We start from the raw sequence: 22,113 nt of genomic DNA on the forward strand, positions 1-22,113 counted from the left end.
GCGAATTCTACTCAGAATATGCATCTAGAAATAAGGTGAGATAATGGAAGCAAAAAAAATGAAAGAAACTCGTGTTGTTCAAACTGATCAAGTATTGATTAACGATTTGAACAATTACTATACATTGTTTGGTGGCGTTCTAATGAAAAAGATGGATGCCTGTGCGACTCTTTCCGCCCGCAGGCATTCAAGAGTGAAGGAGTGTGTCACGGCTTCAACTGATTCTGTGCATTTCCTTCAGCCGATCAGACAGAGTGATTCTGTCTGTATTGAATCATTTGTCAGCTATACAGGGAAGACATCAATGGAAATCTTTTGTAAGGTGATCGCTGAGGATCTTGAAACGGCGGAACGTAAAATCGCCGCGACCGCCTTTTTGACATTTGTTCCATTGGATGAGAATAAGCGGCCAAAGGAAGTGCCGGGCGTCATTCCGGAATCAGAGGAAGAAAAATATCTCTATGAGACTGGAAAGGAACGTGAAAGAATTCGTAAGCTGAAGCGTCAGCAAAATAAAGAGCTTGTCGCGAACCTTGAGTTGAAAAAGCCTTGGGATTAATTTAGAAAAAGGAGAGATGACATGCTGACCGCATCAAGTTATCAGGAAGTCCAAACGGCGAAAGAGGCGGTGGAACAGTTCCGTCGGACGAAGCCGGTACTTTTCCAAAAGTTTCTCAATGTCGTCCAATTGACCCGTCAGCTCCAATATGGTTATCAATATATGGGAGCCTTACTCATGGGAGAGGATGCTGACAAGTTTCAGCCTCAGGCTCAGGCGGACTATGTACTGGCTGTCTACAAGCGAGAAATTGAGCAATTAAAAGCAGACAGCAAAATTGAAGAACTGAAGCAATTTCTCGCGGCAAATCGACAGGTTAGCTATGCCCATCTTAGTAAACTGGCGCTGGGAATGAAGCCGGAAGGATTGATTGGGCCGATTTGGGTACGTTAGAGTCACGGAATGAAAGATGATAGCCATCAGCCTTGTGAGGATCGGATCTCCTCACAGGGTTTTTATTTGTTTATTAAGTAAAACAACAGTTGAAATCGATAATGAGAATTGTTATCATTTAATCGGATGCAAAATTTGAGTAAGGTGTTTCTTAACCGTGAAGGAGAATAGAAGATGAAGACATATGTAAGACAAAGTGAACGGAAGCAGAGCATATTCCTTTTTGTTTTCTTATTAATTGCGATCATGGCTTTAAGCGCTTGCGGAGGTGCGGCGCCGGAAGAGGGACAAAGTGAAGAGAATCCTGAAGAGGCCCCTGCCGAAGAAACGCCGGCGGGGGAAGAGAGTGACGAATCGTTTACTTTAACGGACGGAATGGGTCATGAGGTGACCGTACCGGCGAATCCTCAGCGGATTATCGCTTCCTATCTTGAAGATCCTCTTGTCGCACTTGGTTTTACTCCTGTCGCGCAATGGACGGTAGGAGAGGGCAGCATTCAGCACTATTTACAGGATTATTTGCAGGATGTGCCAACGATTCCATGGGATTTGCCATTTGAAACGGTCATCGAGTTTGATCCGGACTTATTGATTATTGGTTCAGAGTCCACGGTAGGAGAAGGCAAGTACAGTCAGTATGAGAAAATCGCCCCGACTTATGTACTCGGCGATGAGGTCAATGATGACTGGCGCGAGGCGCTGCGGGCAGTCGGAAAAGTGTTAAATAAAGAAGAGGAAGCGGAACAGATCCTTACTGAATATACGGAGGTCGCCGAAGAAGCGCAACAGACGCTGCAGGAAGCGATTGGTGAGGAATCCGTAGCGGCGATCTGGCTTGTCTCGAAGCAATTTTATATTGTAAGTGAAGACCTATCCAGCGGGGCGGTCTTGTATGAGGATCTTGGATTGACAGCTCCTGATTTAGTCAAGGAGGTGTCGGCTACAGGATCGGGAAACTGGAACCCTGTTTCGCTGGAGGAATTGGCGAATATGGATGTTGATCACCTGTTTTTGGTCAACAGTGATGGCGATGAAGGCAGAGAGATGCTGCAGGAGCCTTTATGGCAAAGCATTCCGGCTGTGAAAAATGATCATTTGTATGAGTTCGACAGTACGACGAGCTGGCTATACGGCGGGCCAATCGCCAACGAGCAGATTATTGAGCATGTGTTAACTAGTTTGGTCAAGTAAGCGGCGACGAGCGCAAGGGAGCCCTGAAGCAGTGAAAGAGGCTTATGGGGAAAACGGGAGCTTGAGATAAAAGGAAAAGCCAGCCTTTTTCTCAAGCTCTTGCTATGGTAAAGGGACGATTGCTTATTCGGAAGCGGCATTCTTCACAATCATGACATCACAAGGGGCCTGACGGACGGAAGCTTCTGCGACACTGCCGATTAACAGACGCTCAACTCTGTTGCGGCCGGTTGCTGCGGTGACGAGCAGATCAATGTGATAAGTCTTTGGCAGCTCTTCCGCGATTAAAAAACGAGGGTTGCCTGATTTTAGCACGGTTTCAACCTTGGTTAGCCCTTTTGCTTCCGCCAGCTCTTTGTAGCGCGCCAGCATTTCTTTCGCATCATTTTCAATCCGGACGAACCAGGAATCGTGGAAGCCGACCGCTCCGGTAACATTTCGGAGGTCAATAATATGGGCGATGACTAAGGAAGATTTGTGAAACTCCGCTACTTGAATAGCCTTCGCTAAAGCTTGCTCTGATTGCTGTGAACCGTCGACTGCGACTAAGATATGGTTATACATACGATCCTCTCCTTTAAACAGCCAGGATTAACAACGAAAAAAGAAAGCGTTTGCTGTTTATGTCTCTATTATCTCATGATTCTTGTGAAATTGTGAGCAAGAATGTGACGAATTTTTTCTGATTTTTTGAGGTTTTATTGACGAAAGTCCTCTTTTATCATCTTGGCCAAACTTTGCATGCCCTGGATAAGCTCCGACTCAGAAGGATAGGCATAAGACAGACGAAGATGGCTGTCGTCAAATTTATCGTAGATCGTGCCCGGGTTAAGCAAGATTCCTTTCTGCAAGACGTGCTGAAATAATTTTCGCGCGGAGATCCCTTTTTGTAGCTGCAGCCAAATGTAAAAACCTCCGTCCGGAATGTTCCACGTGCAACAATCGGAAAAGGAGTGCTTCAGGATATCGAGCATTAAATCGCGGCGTCTCAGAAGGCTTGCTCGGAGACGTGCCAGATGGGCCTCATATTTTCCACTTCGTATCCATTGGTTGACGACAGCTTGAGAGAGCGAGCTTGAGCCGTAGTCGGTCTGCATTTTAATATCGGCCAACCGGTCAATCACCTGTTCAGGGCCAACGAGCCAGCCAATCCGCAAGCCCGGGCTTAATGCCTTCGACACACTTCCTAAATAGAGAACGTTACCACCCCTGTCATCAGCCTTTAACGGTGGCGGAGGTGCATCCTCGAACCAAAGATCGCCGTAGACGTCATCCTCGATAAGAGGCAGCGTTTCACGGTGGGCTATTTCGGTTAGCTGTTTGCGTCGTTCCTCTGACATGACCGCCCCTGTAGGATTATGGAAAGAAGGGATCGTATAAAGCAATGCAGCGTCATGCTGGCGCTTCAGTCGGACAAGGCTTTCCATTTGCAACCCGTGCCTATCAAGAGGAATGCCGACTCCCCGTATTCCGACCGATTCAAACATAGAAAGAGAATTAAGATAAGACGGCGCTTCGTGCAAGATAACGGAGCCCTTTCGTAAAAGACCCCAGGCAATTAATTGCAGTGCCTGAAGACCACCGGAAACGATTAAAATCGATGACGGCGAGGCGTAGATTCCCTTATTCCGCAAATAACCGGATAGCGTTTCCCTCAATTGCATATTCCCTTTCGGCTCTTCATAGCCGAGGGAAAGCGGCTCGTGCTGAAGTGAGGTCAGTATCTGTTGCATGGCATCAGCGGGAATCAGCTCAGAGCCGAGTTCCCCGGTGCCAAGTCGCAAAATGGCGGGTTCCGCTTCGGCCTTATTGATTTGCTGGATCAGCGATTTGTTTGGCTGATGAATCCCGGCCTGGACGTATTCCGGCCAATTCGGTGATGAGGCGGCCAGGACATTCCACGTATTGTTGGCGACGATCGTCCTGCTGCCGGCCTTTGCTTCGAGCAGTCCCTCTGCGATAAGCTCCTGCAGGGCGGTGATGACAGTGCTTCTGTTCACCTCAAAGCTGGTTGCTAACTGCCGTTGGGAGGGGAGCTTTGTTCCGATCGTCCATTCCCCACTCATGATTTTATTTCGAATAAAATTGACAATTTGCAAATATAAGGGGGTTGAGGATGATTTCACAGGCTTCCAATTGATTTCTGACAATACGTTTCCCTCCTTCGCTTGCATTTGTAAATAAAGTATAGCGTAAATTGGTTGGATAGTCAGCGAACCAATTGGTTGCAGACAGGATTTTTTCTATCCGTTATGCTACCTTTAGTAAGGGAGGAGAGACGATGTTAGAAGCAATTGTTCACGGGCTGATTTTATCATTTGGATTAATTTTGCCATTAGGGGCGCAGAATATTTTTATTTTCAATCAAGGGGTGACACAGCATAGCTTCAGGGCGGCGCTCCCTGTAGTGATTACGGCCTCTGTATGTGATGCGATTTTAATCGCGCTGGCGGTAGCCGGGCTTTCTGTAATTGTGCTGCAATTTACGTGGATGAACCAATTATTACTGGCGATTGGCTGTCTGTTTTTACTCTATATGGGCTGGTCGATATGGAAGAGTGTCCCGGATGATAGCAAGGAGGAGCCGAGTGGCCCTATTTCACCGAGACAGCAAATCCTTTTTGCGGTTTCCGTTTCCTTGTTCAACCCTCACGCCATCATTGATACGATTGGAGTCGTTGGAACGAGTTCCTTGGCGTATCAGGGAATTGACAAGCTGCTGTTCGCTGGAGCATGCGTGGCTGTTTCTTTTATTTGGTTTTTCATGCTGGCCGCAGCGGGCCGCAAACTGGGTCATTACGACAAAGATGGACGAAAAATAAGGAAATTGAATCAGGCGTCGGCCCTTTTTATGTGGGGGATGGCCGTTTTCTTAGCCTATCAGCTTTTTCGTCAATTGTAAGAAAAGGACTTGCAAAAATAAAATACGAAAGAGTCGCTCGAGATGTGTTTTTCTGGCAAATAACTATGATATAATTCCTATTGGTCATATCATAGAAAAAGGGGTTGGAACGAGTGGAGGAAACGGCTGAGAAAAGTCTGAATGTTTCGGTATTGATGAATGAATTAAAGAAAGACAACGATGAAATGCAAGTAGTCATGAAACAAATTCAGGACATATCGACAAAATCAAATATTCTTGCCTTGAATTCAGGGATTGAAGCAGCCAGAGCCGGAGAAGCGGGACGCGGCTTTTCCGTTGTGGCGACAGAGATAAAAAAATTCGCTGAGGAAAGCTTGCAGGCGAGCAGACAAAGTGAAGAGATCATTACTAGCATCCAGAATAAGGCCAATGAAATTATTGCCGTCCGGACGGTTGATATTGCTTATGATACGATTGACAAAATTGACCGCAATTTATTTGAGCGCAACTGCGATGTCCAGGCGTGGGCCACGTTTGATGCGATTAAGCAATGTTTGCTTGCGCCTTCTCCGGAAACGGTTCAACATGCTGAGGCTTTTCTGAAAAATATCCATGCGATTTATGAGGTATATTTTGATCTGTTTGTCGTCGACCTGTCAGGTAAAATTGTTGCTTCGGCGCAGCATCCGAATCAGGTAGGCAAGGATATGTCAAAGCGTACATGGTTTAAGGAAACGGTGCGCACCAATCAGGTGTATGTCACGGACATGTATTATTCAGATGTTGTCGAGGGACATACGATGAGCTATTCCAGTCCCGTTCATGATGATCAGGGCAACATCATCGGCGTCTTTACGACGAGATTTAACTGGGAATTTATTTATGACATCATCGACCGGGTCAAGATTGATGAGACGAGCAAGCTTTATGTCATCAATTCAGAGGGCTATGTCATTGCGTCAAAGGACCGCTCTGACGTGTTAAATACAAAGCTGAACCATCTGAGAGCGGTTGAGCTGCTGCTTTCCGGCCGGGAAACACGCGGCTATACGATTGAGCAGAATCATATTTACGCCTACTGTTTAACGGAAGGCTACAATGCGTATAAAGGAAAAGGCTGGTCCGTTGTCGTAATGGAGTCGATCGTTTAGCCGGCTAGAGAGCTGAGATCGTTTAAAGGGGACCAGATTTGGTAACACTGGAAAACAAACCGTTTGCTTGTTTTGCTTTCTTTGGGTAGAATAAAGGGATACATTTCAAGCTTGAAAAGAGGGTATTACATGAGTAAACAATCCATTTATGGATTAACCTTTGAACAATTGACGTCTTGGCTTTTGGAACATGGACATAAAAAATTTCGCGCTTCTCAAGTATGGGACTGGCTTTATCAAAAGCGGGTAACGACGTTTTCCGAGATGACGAATATTAATAAAGAATGCCTGCAACTGCTGGAGGAGCATTTTGAATTCCAGACGCTGACTGAGCATATAAAGCAGGAGTCGGCAGACGGGACGATTAAATTTCTCTTTAAGCTGAACGATGGCAATTTAATTGAGACAGTATTAATGCGTCAAAAATACGGCCTGTCCGTCTGTGTAACAACGCAGGTCGGCTGTAACATTGGCTGCAGCTTCTGCGCGAGCGGCCTGTTGACGAAGGATCGTGATCTGTCCAGTGGTGAAATTGTTGAGCAGATTATGAAAGTCCAGCTTTATTTGGATTCGGTTGGCAAGGGCGAACGGGTCAGTCACATTGTCATCATGGGAATCGGGGAACCATTTGATAATTTTGAGAACATGGTGGACTTCCTTGATATTATGAAGGATCAGAAGGGGCTGGCGATTGGCGCGAGACATATTACTGTTTCAACAAGTGGCCTTGTCAACAAAATTTATGAGTTTGCTGATTTGCAGTCACAGGTCAATTTGGCGATTTCCCTTCATGCACCGAATGATGAGCTGCGTACCCGGATTATGAAAATTAACCGTGCTTATCCGATTAAGAAGCTGATGGAAGCGATCGACTATTATATCGAGAAGACAAATCGGCGTATTACGTTGGAGTATATTTTGCTGAAGGATGTTAATGATCATAAGGAGCATGCCCTTGAGCTTGCTGAGCTGATTGCTGATAAACGAAAGCTGGCGTACGTCAACTTAATTCCGTATAACCCGGTTAGTGAGCACAGTCAATATCAGCGAAGCACGAAGGAAGCGATCCGGACCTTCTATGATACATTGAAGAAAAAAGGAATTAACTGCGTCGTCCGGATGGAGCACGGCACTGATATTGATGCCGCCTGCGGTCAGCTTCGCAGTAAGCAAATGAAGAAAAAGCAAAAGCAGAAGGTTTAGGCAATCATAAAAATCGCTTCGTTCTATAGCTTGGGGTGTAGTCACTCCATTTTATAGGAACGAGCGATTTTTTTTTTAGATGAAATGCGTGCCCCCATCCCGGTAGCGGATTCGAAGCGACTGCTTTCTTCAACTTACAAAAAAGCCTGCCGACTTTGTCGACAGACTCGAGGCGCCCAAGGGCGTCATTTCTTATTGAATGCCTTCGTGGATTTCCTTCACCATTTCCGATACGGAGATTAAACCACCACCGGATAGGTACCAAACACTTGGGTTCAGGAAGACAATGTTGTCATTTTGCGCAGCGTTTGTGCTGTCGATAATTTCATTGTTAATTAATGGATTTTCACTGCCAGCCTCATCAATCGCCTGATCACGGTCGATCACGAAGAGGTAATCAGGATTTGTTTCGGCAATGTATTCGTACGAAACGCTCATTCCATGAGTTGATGCTTCAATGTTTTCATCAGCTGCCGGGATGCCGAATACGTCGTGAAGGATCCCGAATCTTGAGCCGTTTCCGTATGCGCTAATATTTCCACTTGTCGTCAAAACGATGAGTCCAGTTCCGTCCAGTTCAGCAACTTCTTCATTTAAAGCTGCAATCGCATCATTGATTTTTGTTAACTCTGCTTCTGCTTCTTCCTCTTTGTTGAAGATTTCTCCTAACAATTCAACATTGTGGGTGAACGACTCCATGTAATTCGTTGTATCGACTCCGACAAAAATGGTAGGAGCGATTTCACTTAATTCTTCATACGCTTCAGACTGTCTGCCGGAAATAATGATTAAATCCGGATTTAAACCATAAATTGTTTCGAAGTCAAGCTCTTTCAAGCTTCCGACATTCGTATATTCATCGCCCTCATACTTTGATAAATAATCCGGCAGCGAGCTTCCTTTTGCGACACCTGCGACTTCGACTCCAAGTGTATCTAACGTCTCAAGAGCACCGTAATCAAAGACAACAACCGTTTCCGGTTCTTTCTGAACAACTGTTTCGCCAAGATCATGAGTAACGGTAATTTCAGCTGCTTCGGACTCTGCTTCCGCTCCGCTGCCGTCCTCTTCAGTCGCTTCCTCAGTTGTAGCCGGGCTTTCCTCTTCACCAGTATCTGCATCATTTGATGCATCTGTTCCGCATGCGGCTAATGTAACAAGCAGCACGAGAAGAAGAATAAGAAAGGATACGTATTTCTTCATGTTATCTCACTCCTAATCGTATAGTTTTATCTATTTTTAAATTATGTAGCATAATTTAAAACCTGTCGCTAACCAACAAATTTGCTGATTAAACAGAAAATGACCATAAACAAATGATAACAATTATCATTATCATAAGTCAAGAAAGAATTTAAAAAAAGTGCCTTATCATGCTGTTGACGCAGCCAGTTGATGGGCATATAATTAACACAATTGTTTGAAAAGAATGCAAGCTGTCAACAAATATTTCGGTTTCCTAATGTTTCATGTGAAACATGATCATGGCAGGAAAAAGCCGAATTTCAGCAGCGTAGGGAAGGGTTTTTTATGGCAGGATGGAATGTTTTTTTTGGACGGACGAATAATACAAATCCATTTACAGATTTTAATGGAAAAAATATAACCGCGGGCTGTGTTTCCGGATTATTGGCCATTATCAGCGTGCCTGTCATTATTCTGCAGGCAGCTGAAAACGGTAGTTTTACAAATGAACAAACCATTTCATGGATGCTGGCGATGTATATTTTCGGCGGGCTATTCAGCGTTTTAGTACCACTTTATTACCGGATGCCGATTGTCGGAGCGAGTTCCATCACAGGGATCGCTTTTTTAGCTACAGTCACGGGGCAATTTTCTTATCACGAGCTTGTTGGAGCTTATGTGCTGACCGGATTATTAATGCTTATTGTCGGTTATTTCGGTTTTTTTAAAAAGTTGATTGAATATGTGCCGAAGGAAATTATCGCGGCGATGCTTGCCGGAATGATTATGAAATATATGACGAATTTCATTGTTTCGATTAGTCAGATGGCGTTGATCGGCATTCTCTCATTAGTAGTGTTTTTTGTTTTCAGCTATAAAAATATGAGGGTACCTCCGTTGATTGCTGCTGTGGGGACGGCCTTTATTCTGTTGCTCGTAACTTATCCGCTTCATGTAAGCGGGGGCGCTTCGGCTTTTGTCGTTCCGGCTGTTCAGATGCCGTCTTTCAGCGTTTTAGGGTTTTTGTCAGTTGCGATCCCGCTGGCATTATTAATTTTAAGTAATGATGCTGCGGTCGGGATTGGAGCAATTGAGCAGAACGATTATCATCTGCCGGTTAATCAATTGGTTTCACTTGGTGGGATTTTTACAATTTGCGCCGGCTTCTTTGGCGGAATCAGTGCCAATGTCGCGGGAATGATGTCGGCGATTTGTGCTGATGAAGAAGCGGGGCCTTACGAGAAGAGGTATATTGGCGCTGTCATCTCTGGCTTGATTTTGATTACATTCGGTCTTCTGTCCTGGAAGCTCGTTCCGTTTATTCAAGCTTTGCCGGCTGATTTTGTCGCGATTTTAGTTGGGCTTTCACTGCTTGGTGTGTTCGGGAACAGCCTGCATATCAGCTTTTCAAAGCCAGAGCTGAAAATGAGCGCTGCTTTTGCGTTTATTATTGCCGCCTCAGGTATTACATTATTTAATATCAGTGCACCAGTCTGGTCATTGCTTGTTGGAACGTTCATTGCCCGCAAAATGGAAACGAAGCGAGGAAAGGCAGAACTGAGAAAGCAAACCGCGTAGCTGACGCTGAGATTCATCTAAAGAAAGCCGGATGAGGTTTTCCTCAAGGGAGATGAAACTTTTTTAAGTTTGCTGACGTTCCTGTATATATGAAGCGAAAAAAATGATGGAGGTTTTCTAAGATGCGAAGCAAAAAGGGAATCATCCTAGTTAGTTGTATGACAACGATTTTTTTATTGGCAGGCATTGTAGCTGTAACCGCTTCTGATTCGATTAAGCTGGAAGTGAACGGCCATATGATTCAAACCGATGTACCTCCGCAAATTATTAACAACCGCATGATGGTGCCAGTGCGTTCAATTAGCGAGGTGTTAGGGGCAAAAGTCAATTGGAACAAAGAGGGAAATAAAGTGGAAGTCGATATGACGGATGTCGACTCACCCCAAGAGGAAGATAAGTCGCTCCAGCGTCAGGTAGAACTGCTGCGAAACTGGATTGCGCCGGTCAGCGCCAATAAGGCGGTGGAAACATGGGCAGAAGCGGTGAAGCAGAGAAACGGTGCTGTGCAATATGCGATGTTCGCTCCGGACGTCCAAGAGCAGACACGAGAACAGTTGAAGCGGTTCAACTGGGTCACCGGTGTATCAAGTCCATGGGTCGAGCGTTACGAGATCAATGAGCAGAAGGTTTCGGATGAAGATGCGGTAAAATATGAAGTTATCTTTCATATGACAACGTCAACGGGAAGTGCCGGTACCGCTCATGCGAGCTTGACGGTAAGCAAAGGAGATGGCGGCTGGCTGATTACCGATTTACTTAATGACGGCTCCTCTAATATACCGGGAGTGAATGATAAGGCTGGCGATGGTTCTACTGATTCGACGACAGGGGAGGTGCTGGAGCATCCGCAAGCTGTACAGATGATAAATGATAAAATCGGCTGGGCCTGGGAGTCCGAACCGTTGAAGGTGGTTAAGACGATAGATGGGGGGCAGCACTGGAAAGAGGTTCCTCTAACAGGGCTGGACGATGAATCCACTGCAAGCATTTCCCAGCCAGCGTTTGAGTTTCTCGATGCAGACCACGGCTGGATTAGCTGGACGAATGACAAGGAAATGGTAATTGCCTATACAGCTGATGGAGGGCAACATTGGAGCCAAACTTCAATTCCTGGCTATAATATGGCTGTGGATTTTACCTTCCTCAATGATCAGGAAGGCTGGTTGTTAACGGTCGGAGATGCCGCGATGATGAAGAGTGAGAAAAGAGTGTTTCGGACGATAGATGGGGGAGAAACGTGGGAGCTATTATCCAGCAACACCGATTACTTGGAGTCAGATGAGGCAACGAGGAATGCTCTTTCGTTAACCGGAACGGCCAATGGTATCATTTTCAGTGACGCAGAGCATGGATGGGTTTCGCTGGACAATCCGGTCAGTGATGAATTGTTGTTTTATCAGACTGTAGATGGTGGCAAGAGCTGGAGTCCGGTTGAGCTTAACGTGCCTGAAGAGGTTGAAGGTGAAGAGTTCATTACATCTTTCTCCGTGCCGCAATTTTTTGGCTCGCAAAAGAAAGAAGGAATTGTGATTGCCCGCTTTGCGTATCGTGACGAGCAATCAACCGTTGCGTTTCGAACAACGAACGGGGGGGAATCATGGGATGGCGAACTTCTACCAGCCGAAGTGAATGTAGAAAATGTCAGCGATATGACCTTCGCTGCTCGCGATAGGGGCTGGGCTATTGTTGACGATGGATTGTACCGCACAAGAGATGGCTTAGAGTGGAAAAAGGTGTCCACCAATAAGACGTTCAACGAAACGCTGAAAATAAATTCGGTGCTCAAACAGATCGTCTTTGTTGATAGCATGGAGGGCTGGATCTTGGCAGCGTCGGAAGACTTGGAGGATGAAGTACTTTTAAAGACCGAAGACGGCGGAGAAACATGGAAGCAAGCGCCGATCAAGGGATAGAAGCTTAGGGATATGTCGCCCACAATTTTAGGCGGTGTGTCAAAGGGTCGCAGTTCCTTTGACACACCTCTCTTTGTTTTAGCAGCCGACAAAACGGGTACTCAACCTGCAAAGCATGATAAAGGAGGAGTACTGATGAGTGATAAACCGAACAAAAAAGATGAACAACTGGAGCAGTTTCGCGTTGAAGATGAGGGCAAAAAGCTGACGACGAATCAGGGGTTGAAAGTCGCGGAGGATGAATTCTCCCTCAAAGCGGGAGAACGGGGCCCGACATTAATGGAAGATTTTCATTTCCGTGAAAAAATGACGCACTTTGATCATGAGCGTATTCCGGAACGGATCGTGCACGCCCGTGGTTTTGCGGCTCATGGTGAGTTTCAAGTATATGAATCGATGAGGAAATATACGAAGGCGAAATTCCTGCACGATCCAGCGGTGAAGACGCCTGTTTTTGTGCGGTTTTCGACCGTTGCGGGCTCCAAGGGCTCAGCAGAGACGGTCCGTGACGCGCGCGGGTTCGCGACGAAATTTTATACGGAGGAAGGAAATTATGATTTAGTCGGAAATAATATTCCGGTTTTCTTCATTCAGGATGCGATGAAATTCCCCGATTTGATTCATGCGGTGAAGCCGGAGCCGCATAATGAGATGCCGCAGGCTGCTTCCGCGCATGATACATTTTGGGATTTTGTCGCCAACAATCAAGAGTCGGCCCATATGGTCATGTGGACGATGTCTGACCGCGCCATTCCGCGTAGCTTTCGGATGATGGAAGGGTTTGGCGTGCATACGTTCCGTTTTGTGAATGAAGAGGGCGAGGCGTTTTTTGTGAAATTCCATTGGAAGCCGGTTCTCGGCACCCATTCTTTAGTATGGGATGAAGCGCAAAAGATTTCAGGGAAGGACCCGGATTTTCACCGCCGTGATTTGTGGGAGGCGATTGAAAATGGGGATTACCCGGAATATGAGCTGGGCGTCCAAATTGTTGAGGAGAAGGACGAATTCTCTTTTGACTTCGACATTCTTGATCCGACGAAAATATGGCCGGAAGAGGACATCCCTGTCAAAATCATCGGGAAGATGACATTGAACCGCAACGTTGACAATGTCTTTGCGGAAACGGAACAGGTCGCCTTCCATCCAGGTCATGTCGTGCCGGGCATTGATTTTACAAATGACCCGCTGCTACAGGGACGGTTATTTTCCTACACAGATACGCAGCTTATTCGCTTAGGCGGGCCGAATTTCCATGAGCTGCCGATCAACCGCCCGGTCTGTCCGTTCCATAACAATCAGCGCGATGGCTATGGCAGACAGACGATCAACAAGGGGCAGGTCAGCTATCATAAAAATTCTCTCGCCGGGAACACGCCAGCGCCGGCCAGTGAGGCAGAAGGCGGCTATGTTCACTATCAGGAAAAGATAGATGGGCGCAAAATCCGGGCTCGCAGCGAAAGCTTTAAGGATCATTTTTCACAGGCGACGTTATTTTGGAACAGCATGAGCGAGCCGGAGAAGCAGCATCTTATTGAGGCATTCAGCTTTGAGCTTGGAAAGGTGGAAAGCAAATCCGTTCAACGGCAGGTTGTCGAGATGTTTGCCAATGTCAGTCTCGATCTGGCAAAAGGGTTTGCTGAAGCGATTGGAGTCGAGGCTCCGAAAGGCGGAGGCTCTTCTGTAACGAAGTCATCACCAGCTTTAAGCCAGGAAAATACAATAAAAAAGGTCGATACACGTAAAGTTGGTGTTATTATTGATGACGGCTTTAATGGCCAGGATGTAATGGCCGTACTGGACCGCTTAAAGCAGGAGGGCGCGAAGCCGGAGATTGTCAGTGACCGGCTTGGAAAGAAAACGGGCTCGGACGGCAGCGAGCTGGAAGTGGATCATACATTCTTGACCGGGGAGTCCGTGCTGTTCGATGCGCTTTATCTGGTCGGAGGTAACAACGTTGACCGCTCGTTTATTAAGGACGCCTTGTATTTTCTCCATGAAGCGTATGATCACTTTAAGCCGATCGGCGCCACCCATCAAGGACTGACATGGGTGAAAGAAGCCGGCATGGAAAACAGCGCGGGTGTTGTCACAGCTGAACAGAACATCGAGACATTTACTACGCAGTTTCTCGAAGCAATCGCCGCTCACCGGCATTGGGCTCGGCAAGTAAAGTAAAACCAGAAGGGGGTGGCACATGGGCCCACCCTCTTTTTTTGTCTGTCATCCTCTTTGGTAGGTGCATCACGCTTAAAATCGCGGTAAGAAATTAGCATACATGTCCGAATCATGCATAATTTTGTCACGAAATATAGCTTACTTTTTCTTATCAGATCAACTATACTTAAGTTAGAGAATAGATCTGGCTCAATTCGGAATCCATTCTTTATTCAAATTTTCGAAGAGAGTAGGTCGTCTATGAATAACCAAAAAAAAGCGAAAGAAAATCTTAGAAAGAATATCGTACCGTTTGAAAAATCCAATACGAAAGCTAGCGTATTGCAATTGATAAATACGATGGTGCCCTTTGTGGTGCTGTGGTTTTTGGCTTACTTATCCCTCTCCGTTTCTTACTGGCTCACATTGGCCATAGCGATCCCGACTGCAGGCTTGCTTGTCAGAATTTTTATTATCTTCCATGATTGCTGTCACCAATCCTTTTTCTCCAACCGTAAAGCAAATACGATTGTCGGAACGATAACCGGCATTTTAACGTTTACTCCGTTTCATCAATGGCGTTATACGCATAATGTTCACCACGCGACGAACGGAAAGCTCGATAACCGCGGTGTCGGTGATGTCTGGACGATGACGGTGGAGGAATATGTAGCGGCTTCCCGTCTGAAGAAGCTGATGTATCGCCTTTATCGCAATCCGGTTTGCATGTTTGGCATCGGGCCATTTTATATTTTCCTGATTGATTACCGGTTTAACCGTCCGGGCGCGCGGATGAAGGAACGTCTTAACACGTATTTAACGAATAGTGGCATTGCGGCGATAATTGTCGGCCTGTCCTTTTTAATCGGCTGGCAACAATTTTTGCTCGTGCACGGTCCGATCTTTTTCTTTTCGGCTGCTGCCGGCATTTGGTTATTTTATGTCCAGCATCAGTTCGAGGACTCCTATTTTGAACGTAATGACAAATGGGATTATATTAGAGCGGCTGTACACGGGAGTTCGTTTTACGAACTGCCGCACGTCCTCCGCTGGATGACGGGCAATATTGGCTACCACCATGTGCATCATCTCAGCCCGAAGCTGCCGAACTATCATTTGCAAAAAGTGCATACGAACAATCCTGATTTGCAGAAGGTGACGACGATTAATTTGCTGACGAGTCTCAGATCGTTGCGGCACCGTTTGTGGGATGAAGAGAACCGAACATTTGTCAGCTTCGGCGAATTAAAAAGACGAGAACGGGCAAAGAAAAAAGCGAGCTGATTTGATTTTGTAAAGATGGAAGTCAAGGAGCCTGAGACAAAGGTTGGTGCCTTCGTTCTCAGGCTTTGTTTTCGCTTTTCGAGGGAAGCAATCTTGCCGGAGGAGGATGCCTTATGGAAGGGAAGCGATTATTTTTTGATTCTGTGCTCACATCCTTTGTCGTAAGTGTTATTGTTTCGATTTCGGTTAAGATCATTGTGGCTTATGAATTGAAGCGCAACCCAATAGGATTTGATTTTGAATGGCTGATGGTCTTTACCGCATTTGCGGTATGCTTTTTTGGCCTCTCAGTGTTTGCCGCACCTCTTTACTACTTTATTAGAAAATTACCGCTCCACCCTTTTTTAAAGATCGCCGTTTTTAATAGTGTTGGCATTCTGTTTGTTTCGGTCAGCTTTTTTAACGCCAAGATGACCGGGGACGTCATTTTCCTGCCTTTTTTAGCTGCGATCCCTTTGTTTACGCTGATGTCCGAATGGGTGGGGCGTTTTGCCGGAGTAAGCTGTTCCGGTCAGGCTTAATAAGGAGCATGAGAACAATTTCTTTGCTCCTTTTTTAAAAGACTTGGCTTCGCGCGTTACACGTCAGTTTGAAAGAACCCCACTTTTAGACTGACTCAAAAGGTTGTCAAAAAAGATGGCAGTAGCTTCGTTCTGCGCAAAGTTCATACCGAAGAAACCTGCTTCGAGCTTAAGAAAAAAGATAAAAGCAAACCTTTTTTCTCAAGCTCTATAAAACCCGTTTGAAGAATGCTTTTACCGGATCGAGCAGCTTGAATGGCTCGTGCCCTGCTCCGGGGACTTCGACATATTCGACTTCGATCGAGTGGGCTTCGTAGTTGTCACGCAGAGATTGCAGGCGTTCGATGCGGGTGTGGCCGATTTGGCTTGTATCAAGCGTCGCTGTCGGATCGGAGAGCGGTTTGGCGCTGCCGTGGTCTTCGCTGCCGATCACGAGCTGGACCGGTACTTGTTTTAATTGAGCGAAATTAATTGCCTGACCGAAGCGCGCTTCGAAATCCTGGATGCCGGCATACCACACTTTTGACTCGTCCAAGTACGTCAGGCGGCCGGGGGCGCCGATTGAGAGGCCGAGCAGCCTATCGGGATGGAGATAATAGAAACGGTGAACGAACTGACCGCCGCCTGAGAAGCCGTGGAGGAGAAATTTGTCCTTGGCGATCGAATATTTGGAAGCGATTTCATCGATCATCGCCAATAGGACGTGATCGAAGCGGATGTCATGAAAGGCGATGAATTTATAATTGTCGGTATCATCTGGTTCAATAATGCCAGATGGGAAGAGGGGTGCCAAAATAATGGTATCGGTTTCTTCGGCGAAGTCTTTAAAAGAGCCTCTGAATTTTTGCGCGGCGCGCTCATCGCCGTGAACGATAACAGCTAATGAATAGGTTGTGCCTTCCTCGCGTTTTGGGATATAGGCATAGTAGGAAAAACGCTGGTCGTATTGACAGGCAAAAAGACTAACAGAGCCATACTTGTTACTGTAGACAGGTGTCGTTTGTTTACTCATTGAAAAGTCCCCTTCACATTAGTGATTTTGAAAAGAATAAGTGCTTCACCACTTATTTTATCACTATACGCAAAGGGGATGGATGTCTTTTGTCGATTATGATGTGCTAATGTGCTGAAAAAAGCTTTTCATATGTGCTTTTAGTAAGCAAAGATCGCGGCTTAGCCAGCGGGCATGAAAGCCGACCGGATCAAGCGATGTCACCGCAAAGCGGCAATCTTGATCAATCGGACAGGCTTCCTGCAGCTCGGCTGCGGATTCACCAAAGTCCGGGGAAAAGAACCAGGCGCTCCCGTAATAATAGTCATCGAGCATGCCGAGCTGCGGCGTAGCGTCCGGTTGGAAGCGGAGCCGGTCGTAGGCGATTTGCCGGCCTTCGTACGCAACCGACAGCTTTAAATCGAGTGACTCATACTGGAAGCTTTCGGCATGCTCCAGCCGACCAGGTGATAAAATTTCGGCAAAATAGCAGGTAGAGCTGGAATCAAGCGCGATCTCGATCGTTTGCACGAAACGCGAGCCGGCAAACGGGATCGTCGTTTCTGGATGCCAGTAAAGGCTGCTCTCTTCGCTAATATCAAAGCTCAGACTTTGCTTGCTTACTTCTCCATCCAGCCGGGCCGGGTAAATCTTTGTGGATGACTGCTGGATCAGATGAACCTTGGCGGCGGCAGAGGCCGAGATCGTCATCCGGTTCTTGTCGCCGCTCGCGATCCCGCCCGATGTATCGACCAAATAAACAGTCGCAGCTCCATCATCATCCGGGTAAAGAGCGCGGCTCGCTTTCAGCGGCGGCAGCTGATAGCAGCTCATCATTCTCGTTTTGCCGCGATGATGGGCGAAGCTGAGGTCAAGCCGGCCTTGCAGTGTCTGGAAGGCGGCAGCGGCGTGGCTCATGTATTAGCCGGCTCCTCGGCAAAGTCCTCCAGCAGCAGTTGCGATTGTATCCATTTGATGATCTCATCAATGCCAATATCCTTTTTTTGATTGGCAAATACGAAAGGACGCTCGCCTCTTGCCCGGCTCGTATCTGATTTCATTAAGTCGAGGTCGACATCGACGTAAGGTGCCAGGTCGATTTTGTTAATGACAAGCAAGTCGGAACGAGTGACGCCAGGCCCGCCTTTGCGGGGAATATCCTGCCCTTCGGCGACGTCGATCACGTAAATAAAGCCGTCGACGAGCTCGGGACTGAATGTCGCTGAGAGATTATCGCCACCGCTCTCGACAAAAATGATATCGAGGCTGGAAAAGCGTTGCTTTAATTCATGGATCGCCTCAAAATTCATCGAAGCATCTTCTCTAATAGCGGTATGCGGGCAGCCACCGGTTTCAACACCGATAATGCGGTCGGCTTCAAGTACTCCATGTGTCGTTAAAAACTGGGCATCCTCTTTCGTATAAATATCATTTGTAATGACGGCCAGCTCGTATGTCTCATGCAGCTTGCGCGTCAATCGTTCGACCAACGATGTTTTCCCTGAGCCGACCGGACCGCCGATTCCAATTCGTACGGGCTTCATCCTATCATCTCCTTTTAATTTTTCAAGTTAAATTGGTGAAGGCACTGGCTCCGTCCGTTACGTTCTTCATGAAAAGAACCCCGCTTTCATGAAGAACAAAGACCGTTGTAAAAGCTCCGCACAGTGCTTCTATGAAAAGCCGCCTGTGGCGCTTTTTATGATCAAAATTTTCGGGTTACTCGTGGAAGGGCGTCGGCTTCGCTCGTTACACGTCTATCTGAAAGAACCCCACTTTCAGATAGACTTATAGAAATGGTAACGGCGCCGCCCGACGCTTCTAAGAAAAGTCGCCTGTGGCGCTTTTCTTAGGAAATAAATAAGCGTGAGAATAAAAATTCATGCTCCATTGAGGCGAGTTCAATTCCGATTGCCTGGTTGGAGACATCGTCAAGCGTGCGGGCCAATACTTGGGTCGTGACCTGTTCACAGTCGGGCAAAATTGCGTGGATCGCCTGAACGCCGGTTGTTTGCCCAAGTGGGACGGCACGGACAGCATTATGGATCAGGTTGGCGACCGAGGAATAAAGAAAGCTGCAAATCGTTACCGCTAACGGCATTCCTTCGGTATATGCATAGAGCGTATAAGAGAGCGCATGGTGCCCATGGGTTCGTTTTTCTTTGATGTCCTCTCTCCATTGTGGAAGCAGTGGAGAAGAGGAGAGGGGGCAGACCGTTTCAAGAAACTGACGCCCCATTTTGGTGCTGCCGATCCGTGATTCCTTTGCCAGCTTTTGTGCGTGACAGAACGAATCTAGCTCGTAAAGAGTCGTCAGACCTGGGACTGCGGCAAGGCTTTGCCAAGCTTCCTTCACAAAGATCGCGTCGCCTGTGCCGAGATTGCCGTGAAGGTAGCTGCGGCAATACGTGAGCAGCGTCTCTTTGTCGTGGATCTTTCCTTGCTGAATATAGGTTTCCATCCCAAAGGAATGGGTGTATGAACCGATCGGAAAAGCGGAATCATGAATGTGCATGAGCTGCAGAAGCTGATTCATCTGGATCGTGATGGTGGTGTCCTTTGTATTTGAAAGGCTCGTTAAATCGTTTCTCTGCTTCGACATAGGCAACCCCCGTTTCGCGAAAGATCACTTCAAGTGTCTGGTCGTAGCGGACGATAATCTCATCGTCTTCGATAATACAAGGGGTGTGGCGGTTGCCAAGCTCAAAGGCGACCTTTCCCATCTCGGCAATCGTGGCAGGCTTAATGACGTAAGCCGGCTCAAGCTTCGTCCGGATGGCGATCGTTGAAGTATCGTTATGGAAAAGCACGTCGCCATAGCGCAAGCCCTGCTCATCGAGGACGATCGCCACCTCGCGGCCAGTTGTTGTCGTTTTGCGCAGGATTCGCTTGTTCAGTTCCTCCCAATCGAGCTCAATCCATTCGACCTTCTCTTTGTCATGCTGCATATCTTCAAGGTTGCCAATCACTTTTGTCATTCGCATCGTTGCTCGCCTCCTCGATAAAATTAAAATAAGAAATAACGCTGAGCCATCGCCACTGTTTCAAACGGCTCGCATGTGACTAGTTTGCCATCAACCTTAACCTCATACGTTTCCGGATTGACCTCAATATCCGGCGTCGCGTCGTTCAGCTTCATGTCCGCTTTTGCCAGGTTACGGCAGCCATGGGCGACGGCAATCTTCTTTTGCAGCCCAAGCTGTTTATGGACACCTTGGTCGTAGGCCTCCTGTGAGAGGAATGTCAGGCTTGTGGCCTGGACGGCTTTGCCGAAGCTGGCGAACATCGGCCGCTGCATCACTGGCTGCGGCGTCGGAATCGAAGCGTTCGGATCTCCCATCTGGGCGTGGGCAATCATTCCGCCTTTAAGCGTCAGTTCAGGTTTGACCCCAAAGAAGCGCGGGTCCCACAGGACAAGGTCGGCGAGCTTTCCGACTTCAATAGAGCCAACCTCATGGGCAATGCCATGCGTAATCGCCGGATTGATCGTGTATTTCGCGATATAGCGCTTAATGCGGAAATTATCATGGTCATAAGGGGCATCCTCTTCAAGCGGCCCGAACTGTTTTTTCATCTTATCGGCCGTCTGCCATGTTCTCAGAACAACTTCGCCGACTCGGCCCATCGCCTGGGAGTCGGAGGAAATCATGCTAATAATCCCAAGATCGTGAAACACATCCTCGGCTGCGATCGTTTCCGGCCGAATCCGCGAATCGGCAAAAGCGACATCTTCTGGCACACGAGGATCAAGATGATGACAGACCATCAGCATATCGAGATGTTCATCGATCGTGTTGATCGTAAATGGCCGCGTTGGATTCGTTGAGGACGGCAGAATATTGGCCAGGCCGGCAATTTTAATAATATCGGGGGCATGTCCGCCACCGGCTCCTTCGGTATGATACGTATGAATTACCCGATCGCCGATTGCCGCCACGGTTTCCTCCAAGAAGCCGGCTTCATTTAATGTATCGGTATGGATGGCGACCTGTACGTCCATCTCATCAGCAACATCGAGACAGGTGCGGATCGTCGCCGGGGTCGTCCCCCAATCCTCATGAAGCTTCAGGCCGATTGCTCCGGCTGCAATCTGTTCGCGCAACGGAGCGTGGCTAGCGCTGTTGCCCTTGCCGAGAAAGCCGATGTTAACCGGGAAGGCTTCGGCAGCTTCTAGCATCCGGTGAATATTCCAGCTTCCGGGTGTGCAGGTCGTTGCCTTCGTGCCGGTAGCTGGACCTGTGCCGCCGCCGAGCATCGTTGTTACCCCGGAGGAAATCGCCGTCTCGATTTGCTGCGGGCTGATGAAATGGATATGAGCGTCAATTCCGCCAGCTGTGACGATCAAGCCTTCCGCGGCAATCGCTTCGGTGCTGGCGCCGACGATCATATTGTCAGCGACGCCATCCATCACAGTCGGGTTTCCGCCTTTGCCGATGCCGACGATCCGTCCATCTTTAATTCCGATATCCGCTTTAATAATTCCGGTATAGTCGACGATGGTCGCGTTTGTAATAATCAGATCAAGCACGCCGTCATCGCGAGAATGGATGCCGCTTTGCCCCATCCCATCGCGCAGCACTTTGCCGCCGCCGAATTTGCATTCATCGCCATAAACGGTAAAGTCCTGCTCGATTTCAAGCCAAAGCTCCGTATCGGCGAGCCTGACTTTGTCACCGGTCGTCGGGCCGTACAGGCTTGCATATTGTGGACGTGTCAGTTTCAAGTTGTTTCGCCTCCTTGCCGGGCAAATGCGTCAATCTTTTTCAAAAAAGCCGTTTCTTCTGTTGCGAGACTTCCTTCTGTTAATTGGTTTAAGCCATAAATTTCCTTTAAACCGCCGAACTCAACGAGCTCAATGATTTTTTCCTCGCCCGGCTCAAAGCGAACGGCCGTACCCGCGGCAATGTCAAGACGCATGCCATAAGCGGCTTTGCGATCAAAGACGAGCTCGCGATTAACCTCGGCAAAGTGATAGTGGGAGCCGATTTGAACGGGTCGGTCTCCACTATTGGCGACGCGTATCGAGATTGTTTTTCTTCCTTCATTTAATTCAATCGAACCTTTCGCAGTCCGAATTTCTCCTGGTATCAAGGCAATCCCTCCCATTGTATGAGCTTTAGACAAAAG

Annotated in this window: 21 protein-coding genes; 11 read left to right on the forward strand and 10 right to left on the reverse strand. The window is 47.5% G+C overall.

Features of this window, described 5'->3' with window-relative positions; genetic code table 11:
* Window positions 1-43 precede the first annotated feature (43 nt).
* The 3 genes from ABMB67_RS13255 to ABMB67_RS13265 all read left to right on the forward strand — a co-directional run bounded on the left by ABMB67_RS13255 (window position 44) and on the right by ABMB67_RS13265 (window position 2,143).
* Window positions 44-559: an acyl-CoA thioesterase gene (locus ABMB67_RS13255; RefSeq protein WP_251192628.1), complete on the forward strand. Its 516-nt coding sequence runs from the start codon at window positions 44-46 to the stop codon at window positions 557-559.
* Between the two features lie 21 nt (window positions 560-580).
* Window positions 581-952 (forward strand): hypothetical protein, encoded by a 372-nt coding sequence (locus ABMB67_RS13260; RefSeq protein WP_354572368.1) that lies wholly within the window; start codon window positions 581-583, stop codon window positions 950-952.
* Window positions 953-1,126: 174 nt separating this feature from the next.
* Window positions 1,127-2,143, forward strand: a complete 1,017-nt coding sequence (locus ABMB67_RS13265; protein WP_251224088.1) for an iron-hydroxamate ABC transporter substrate-binding protein — start codon at window positions 1,127-1,129, stop codon at window positions 2,141-2,143.
* Between the two features lie 123 nt (window positions 2,144-2,266).
* Here ABMB67_RS13265 and ABMB67_RS13270 read toward each other — a convergent pair whose 3' ends face one another.
* Together ABMB67_RS13270 and pdxR are read right to left on the reverse strand one after the other, a co-directional pair.
* Window positions 2,267-2,707, reverse strand: coding sequence for a universal stress protein (locus ABMB67_RS13270; RefSeq protein WP_251224089.1), 441 nt, complete (start codon window positions 2,705-2,707; stop codon window positions 2,267-2,269).
* 134 nt (window positions 2,708-2,841) lie between these two features.
* Window positions 2,842-4,293: a MocR-like pyridoxine biosynthesis transcription factor PdxR gene (gene pdxR, locus ABMB67_RS13275; RefSeq protein ID WP_354572369.1), complete on the reverse strand. Its 1,452-nt coding sequence runs from the start codon at window positions 4,291-4,293 to the stop codon at window positions 2,842-2,844.
* A gap of 131 nt (window positions 4,294-4,424) precedes the next feature.
* Between pdxR and ABMB67_RS13280 the strand changes: the two genes are divergently transcribed.
* From ABMB67_RS13280 to rlmN, 3 genes are all read left to right on the forward strand, one after another.
* Entirely contained in the window at window positions 4,425-5,045 is a 621-nt protein-coding gene (locus ABMB67_RS13280; RefSeq protein WP_251224091.1) for a LysE/ArgO family amino acid transporter, read from the forward strand.
* Window positions 5,046-5,158: 113 nt separating this feature from the next.
* Window positions 5,159-6,157 (forward strand): methyl-accepting chemotaxis protein, encoded by a 999-nt coding sequence (locus ABMB67_RS13285; protein WP_251224092.1) that lies wholly within the window; start codon window positions 5,159-5,161, stop codon window positions 6,155-6,157.
* Between the two features lie 129 nt (window positions 6,158-6,286).
* Entirely contained in the window at window positions 6,287-7,360 is a 1,074-nt protein-coding gene (rlmN, locus tag ABMB67_RS13290) for a dual-specificity RNA methyltransferase RlmN (RefSeq protein ID WP_354572371.1), read from the forward strand.
* 192 nt (window positions 7,361-7,552) lie between these two features.
* On the opposite strand, the gene ABMB67_RS13295 is transcribed toward rlmN, so the two are convergent.
* Window positions 7,553-8,563, reverse strand: coding sequence for a siderophore ABC transporter substrate-binding protein (locus ABMB67_RS13295; protein WP_354572372.1), 1,011 nt, complete (start codon window positions 8,561-8,563; stop codon window positions 7,553-7,555).
* 327 nt (window positions 8,564-8,890) lie between these two features.
* Between ABMB67_RS13295 and ABMB67_RS13300 the strand changes: the two genes are divergently transcribed.
* The 5 genes from ABMB67_RS13300 (at window position 8,891) to ABMB67_RS13320 (ending at window position 15,995) form a co-directional block, all read left to right on the forward strand.
* Window positions 8,891-10,123 carry a benzoate/H(+) symporter BenE family transporter gene (locus ABMB67_RS13300; protein WP_354572373.1) on the forward strand — a complete coding sequence of 411 codons (1,233 nt, stop codon included), beginning with the start codon at window positions 8,891-8,893 and terminating at the stop codon, window positions 10,121-10,123.
* 122 nt (window positions 10,124-10,245) lie between these two features.
* Entirely contained in the window at window positions 10,246-12,036 is a 1,791-nt protein-coding gene (locus ABMB67_RS13305; protein ID WP_354572374.1) for a stalk domain-containing protein, read from the forward strand.
* A gap of 135 nt (window positions 12,037-12,171) precedes the next feature.
* On the forward strand, window positions 12,172-14,211 hold the full coding sequence (locus ABMB67_RS13310; RefSeq protein WP_251224097.1) for a catalase: 2,040 nt from the start codon (window positions 12,172-12,174) through the stop codon (window positions 14,209-14,211).
* A 240-nt stretch (window positions 14,212-14,451) separates the two neighbouring features.
* Window positions 14,452-15,474, forward strand: coding sequence for a Delta(5) desaturase DesA (gene desA / locus ABMB67_RS13315; protein WP_251224098.1), 1,023 nt, complete (start codon window positions 14,452-14,454; stop codon window positions 15,472-15,474).
* 113 nt (window positions 15,475-15,587) lie between these two features.
* Entirely contained in the window at window positions 15,588-15,995 is a 408-nt protein-coding gene (locus ABMB67_RS13320) for a hypothetical protein (protein ID WP_251224099.1), read from the forward strand.
* A gap of 208 nt (window positions 15,996-16,203) precedes the next feature.
* On the opposite strand, the gene ABMB67_RS13325 is transcribed toward ABMB67_RS13320, so the two are convergent.
* The 7 genes from ABMB67_RS13325 to ABMB67_RS13355 all read right to left on the reverse strand — a co-directional run bounded on the left by ABMB67_RS13325 (window position 16,204) and on the right by ABMB67_RS13355 (window position 22,077).
* Entirely contained in the window at window positions 16,204-17,007 is an 804-nt protein-coding gene (locus tag ABMB67_RS13325) for an alpha/beta hydrolase family protein (protein ID WP_251224100.1), read from the reverse strand.
* 96 nt (window positions 17,008-17,103) lie between these two features.
* Complete coding sequence (locus ABMB67_RS13330; RefSeq protein WP_354572376.1) at window positions 17,104-17,904, reverse strand: urease accessory protein UreD; 801 nt, start codon at window positions 17,902-17,904, stop codon at window positions 17,104-17,106.
* Complete coding sequence (ureG, locus tag ABMB67_RS13335; protein ID WP_251224102.1) at window positions 17,901-18,530, reverse strand: urease accessory protein UreG; 630 nt, start codon at window positions 18,528-18,530, stop codon at window positions 17,901-17,903. Before ureG ends, ABMB67_RS13330 begins: the two co-directional genes overlap by 4 nt.
* Before the next feature lie 305 nt (window positions 18,531-18,835).
* Window positions 18,836-19,588 carry an urease accessory protein UreF gene (locus ABMB67_RS13340; RefSeq protein ID WP_251224103.1) on the reverse strand — a complete coding sequence of 251 codons (753 nt, stop codon included), beginning with the start codon at window positions 19,586-19,588 and terminating at the stop codon, window positions 18,836-18,838.
* Window positions 19,488-19,970 carry an urease accessory protein UreE gene (locus ABMB67_RS13345; RefSeq protein WP_354572377.1) on the reverse strand — a complete coding sequence of 161 codons (483 nt, stop codon included), beginning with the start codon at window positions 19,968-19,970 and terminating at the stop codon, window positions 19,488-19,490. The genes ABMB67_RS13340 and ABMB67_RS13345 overlap by 101 nt, the downstream gene beginning before the upstream one ends.
* Before the next feature lie 23 nt (window positions 19,971-19,993).
* Entirely contained in the window at window positions 19,994-21,709 is a 1,716-nt protein-coding gene (gene ureC, locus ABMB67_RS13350; protein ID WP_354572378.1) for an urease subunit alpha, read from the reverse strand.
* Window positions 21,706-22,077 carry an urease subunit beta gene (locus tag ABMB67_RS13355; RefSeq protein WP_251224106.1) on the reverse strand — a complete coding sequence of 124 codons (372 nt, stop codon included), beginning with the start codon at window positions 22,075-22,077 and terminating at the stop codon, window positions 21,706-21,708. The genes ureC and ABMB67_RS13355 overlap by 4 nt, the downstream gene beginning before the upstream one ends.
* Window positions 22,078-22,113 lie beyond the last annotated feature (36 nt).

Source organism: Halalkalibacter oceani, from assembly GCF_040544555.1.
Classification (GTDB): domain Bacteria; phylum Bacillota; class Bacilli; order Bacillales; family Bacillaceae_D; genus Halalkalibacter; species Halalkalibacter oceani.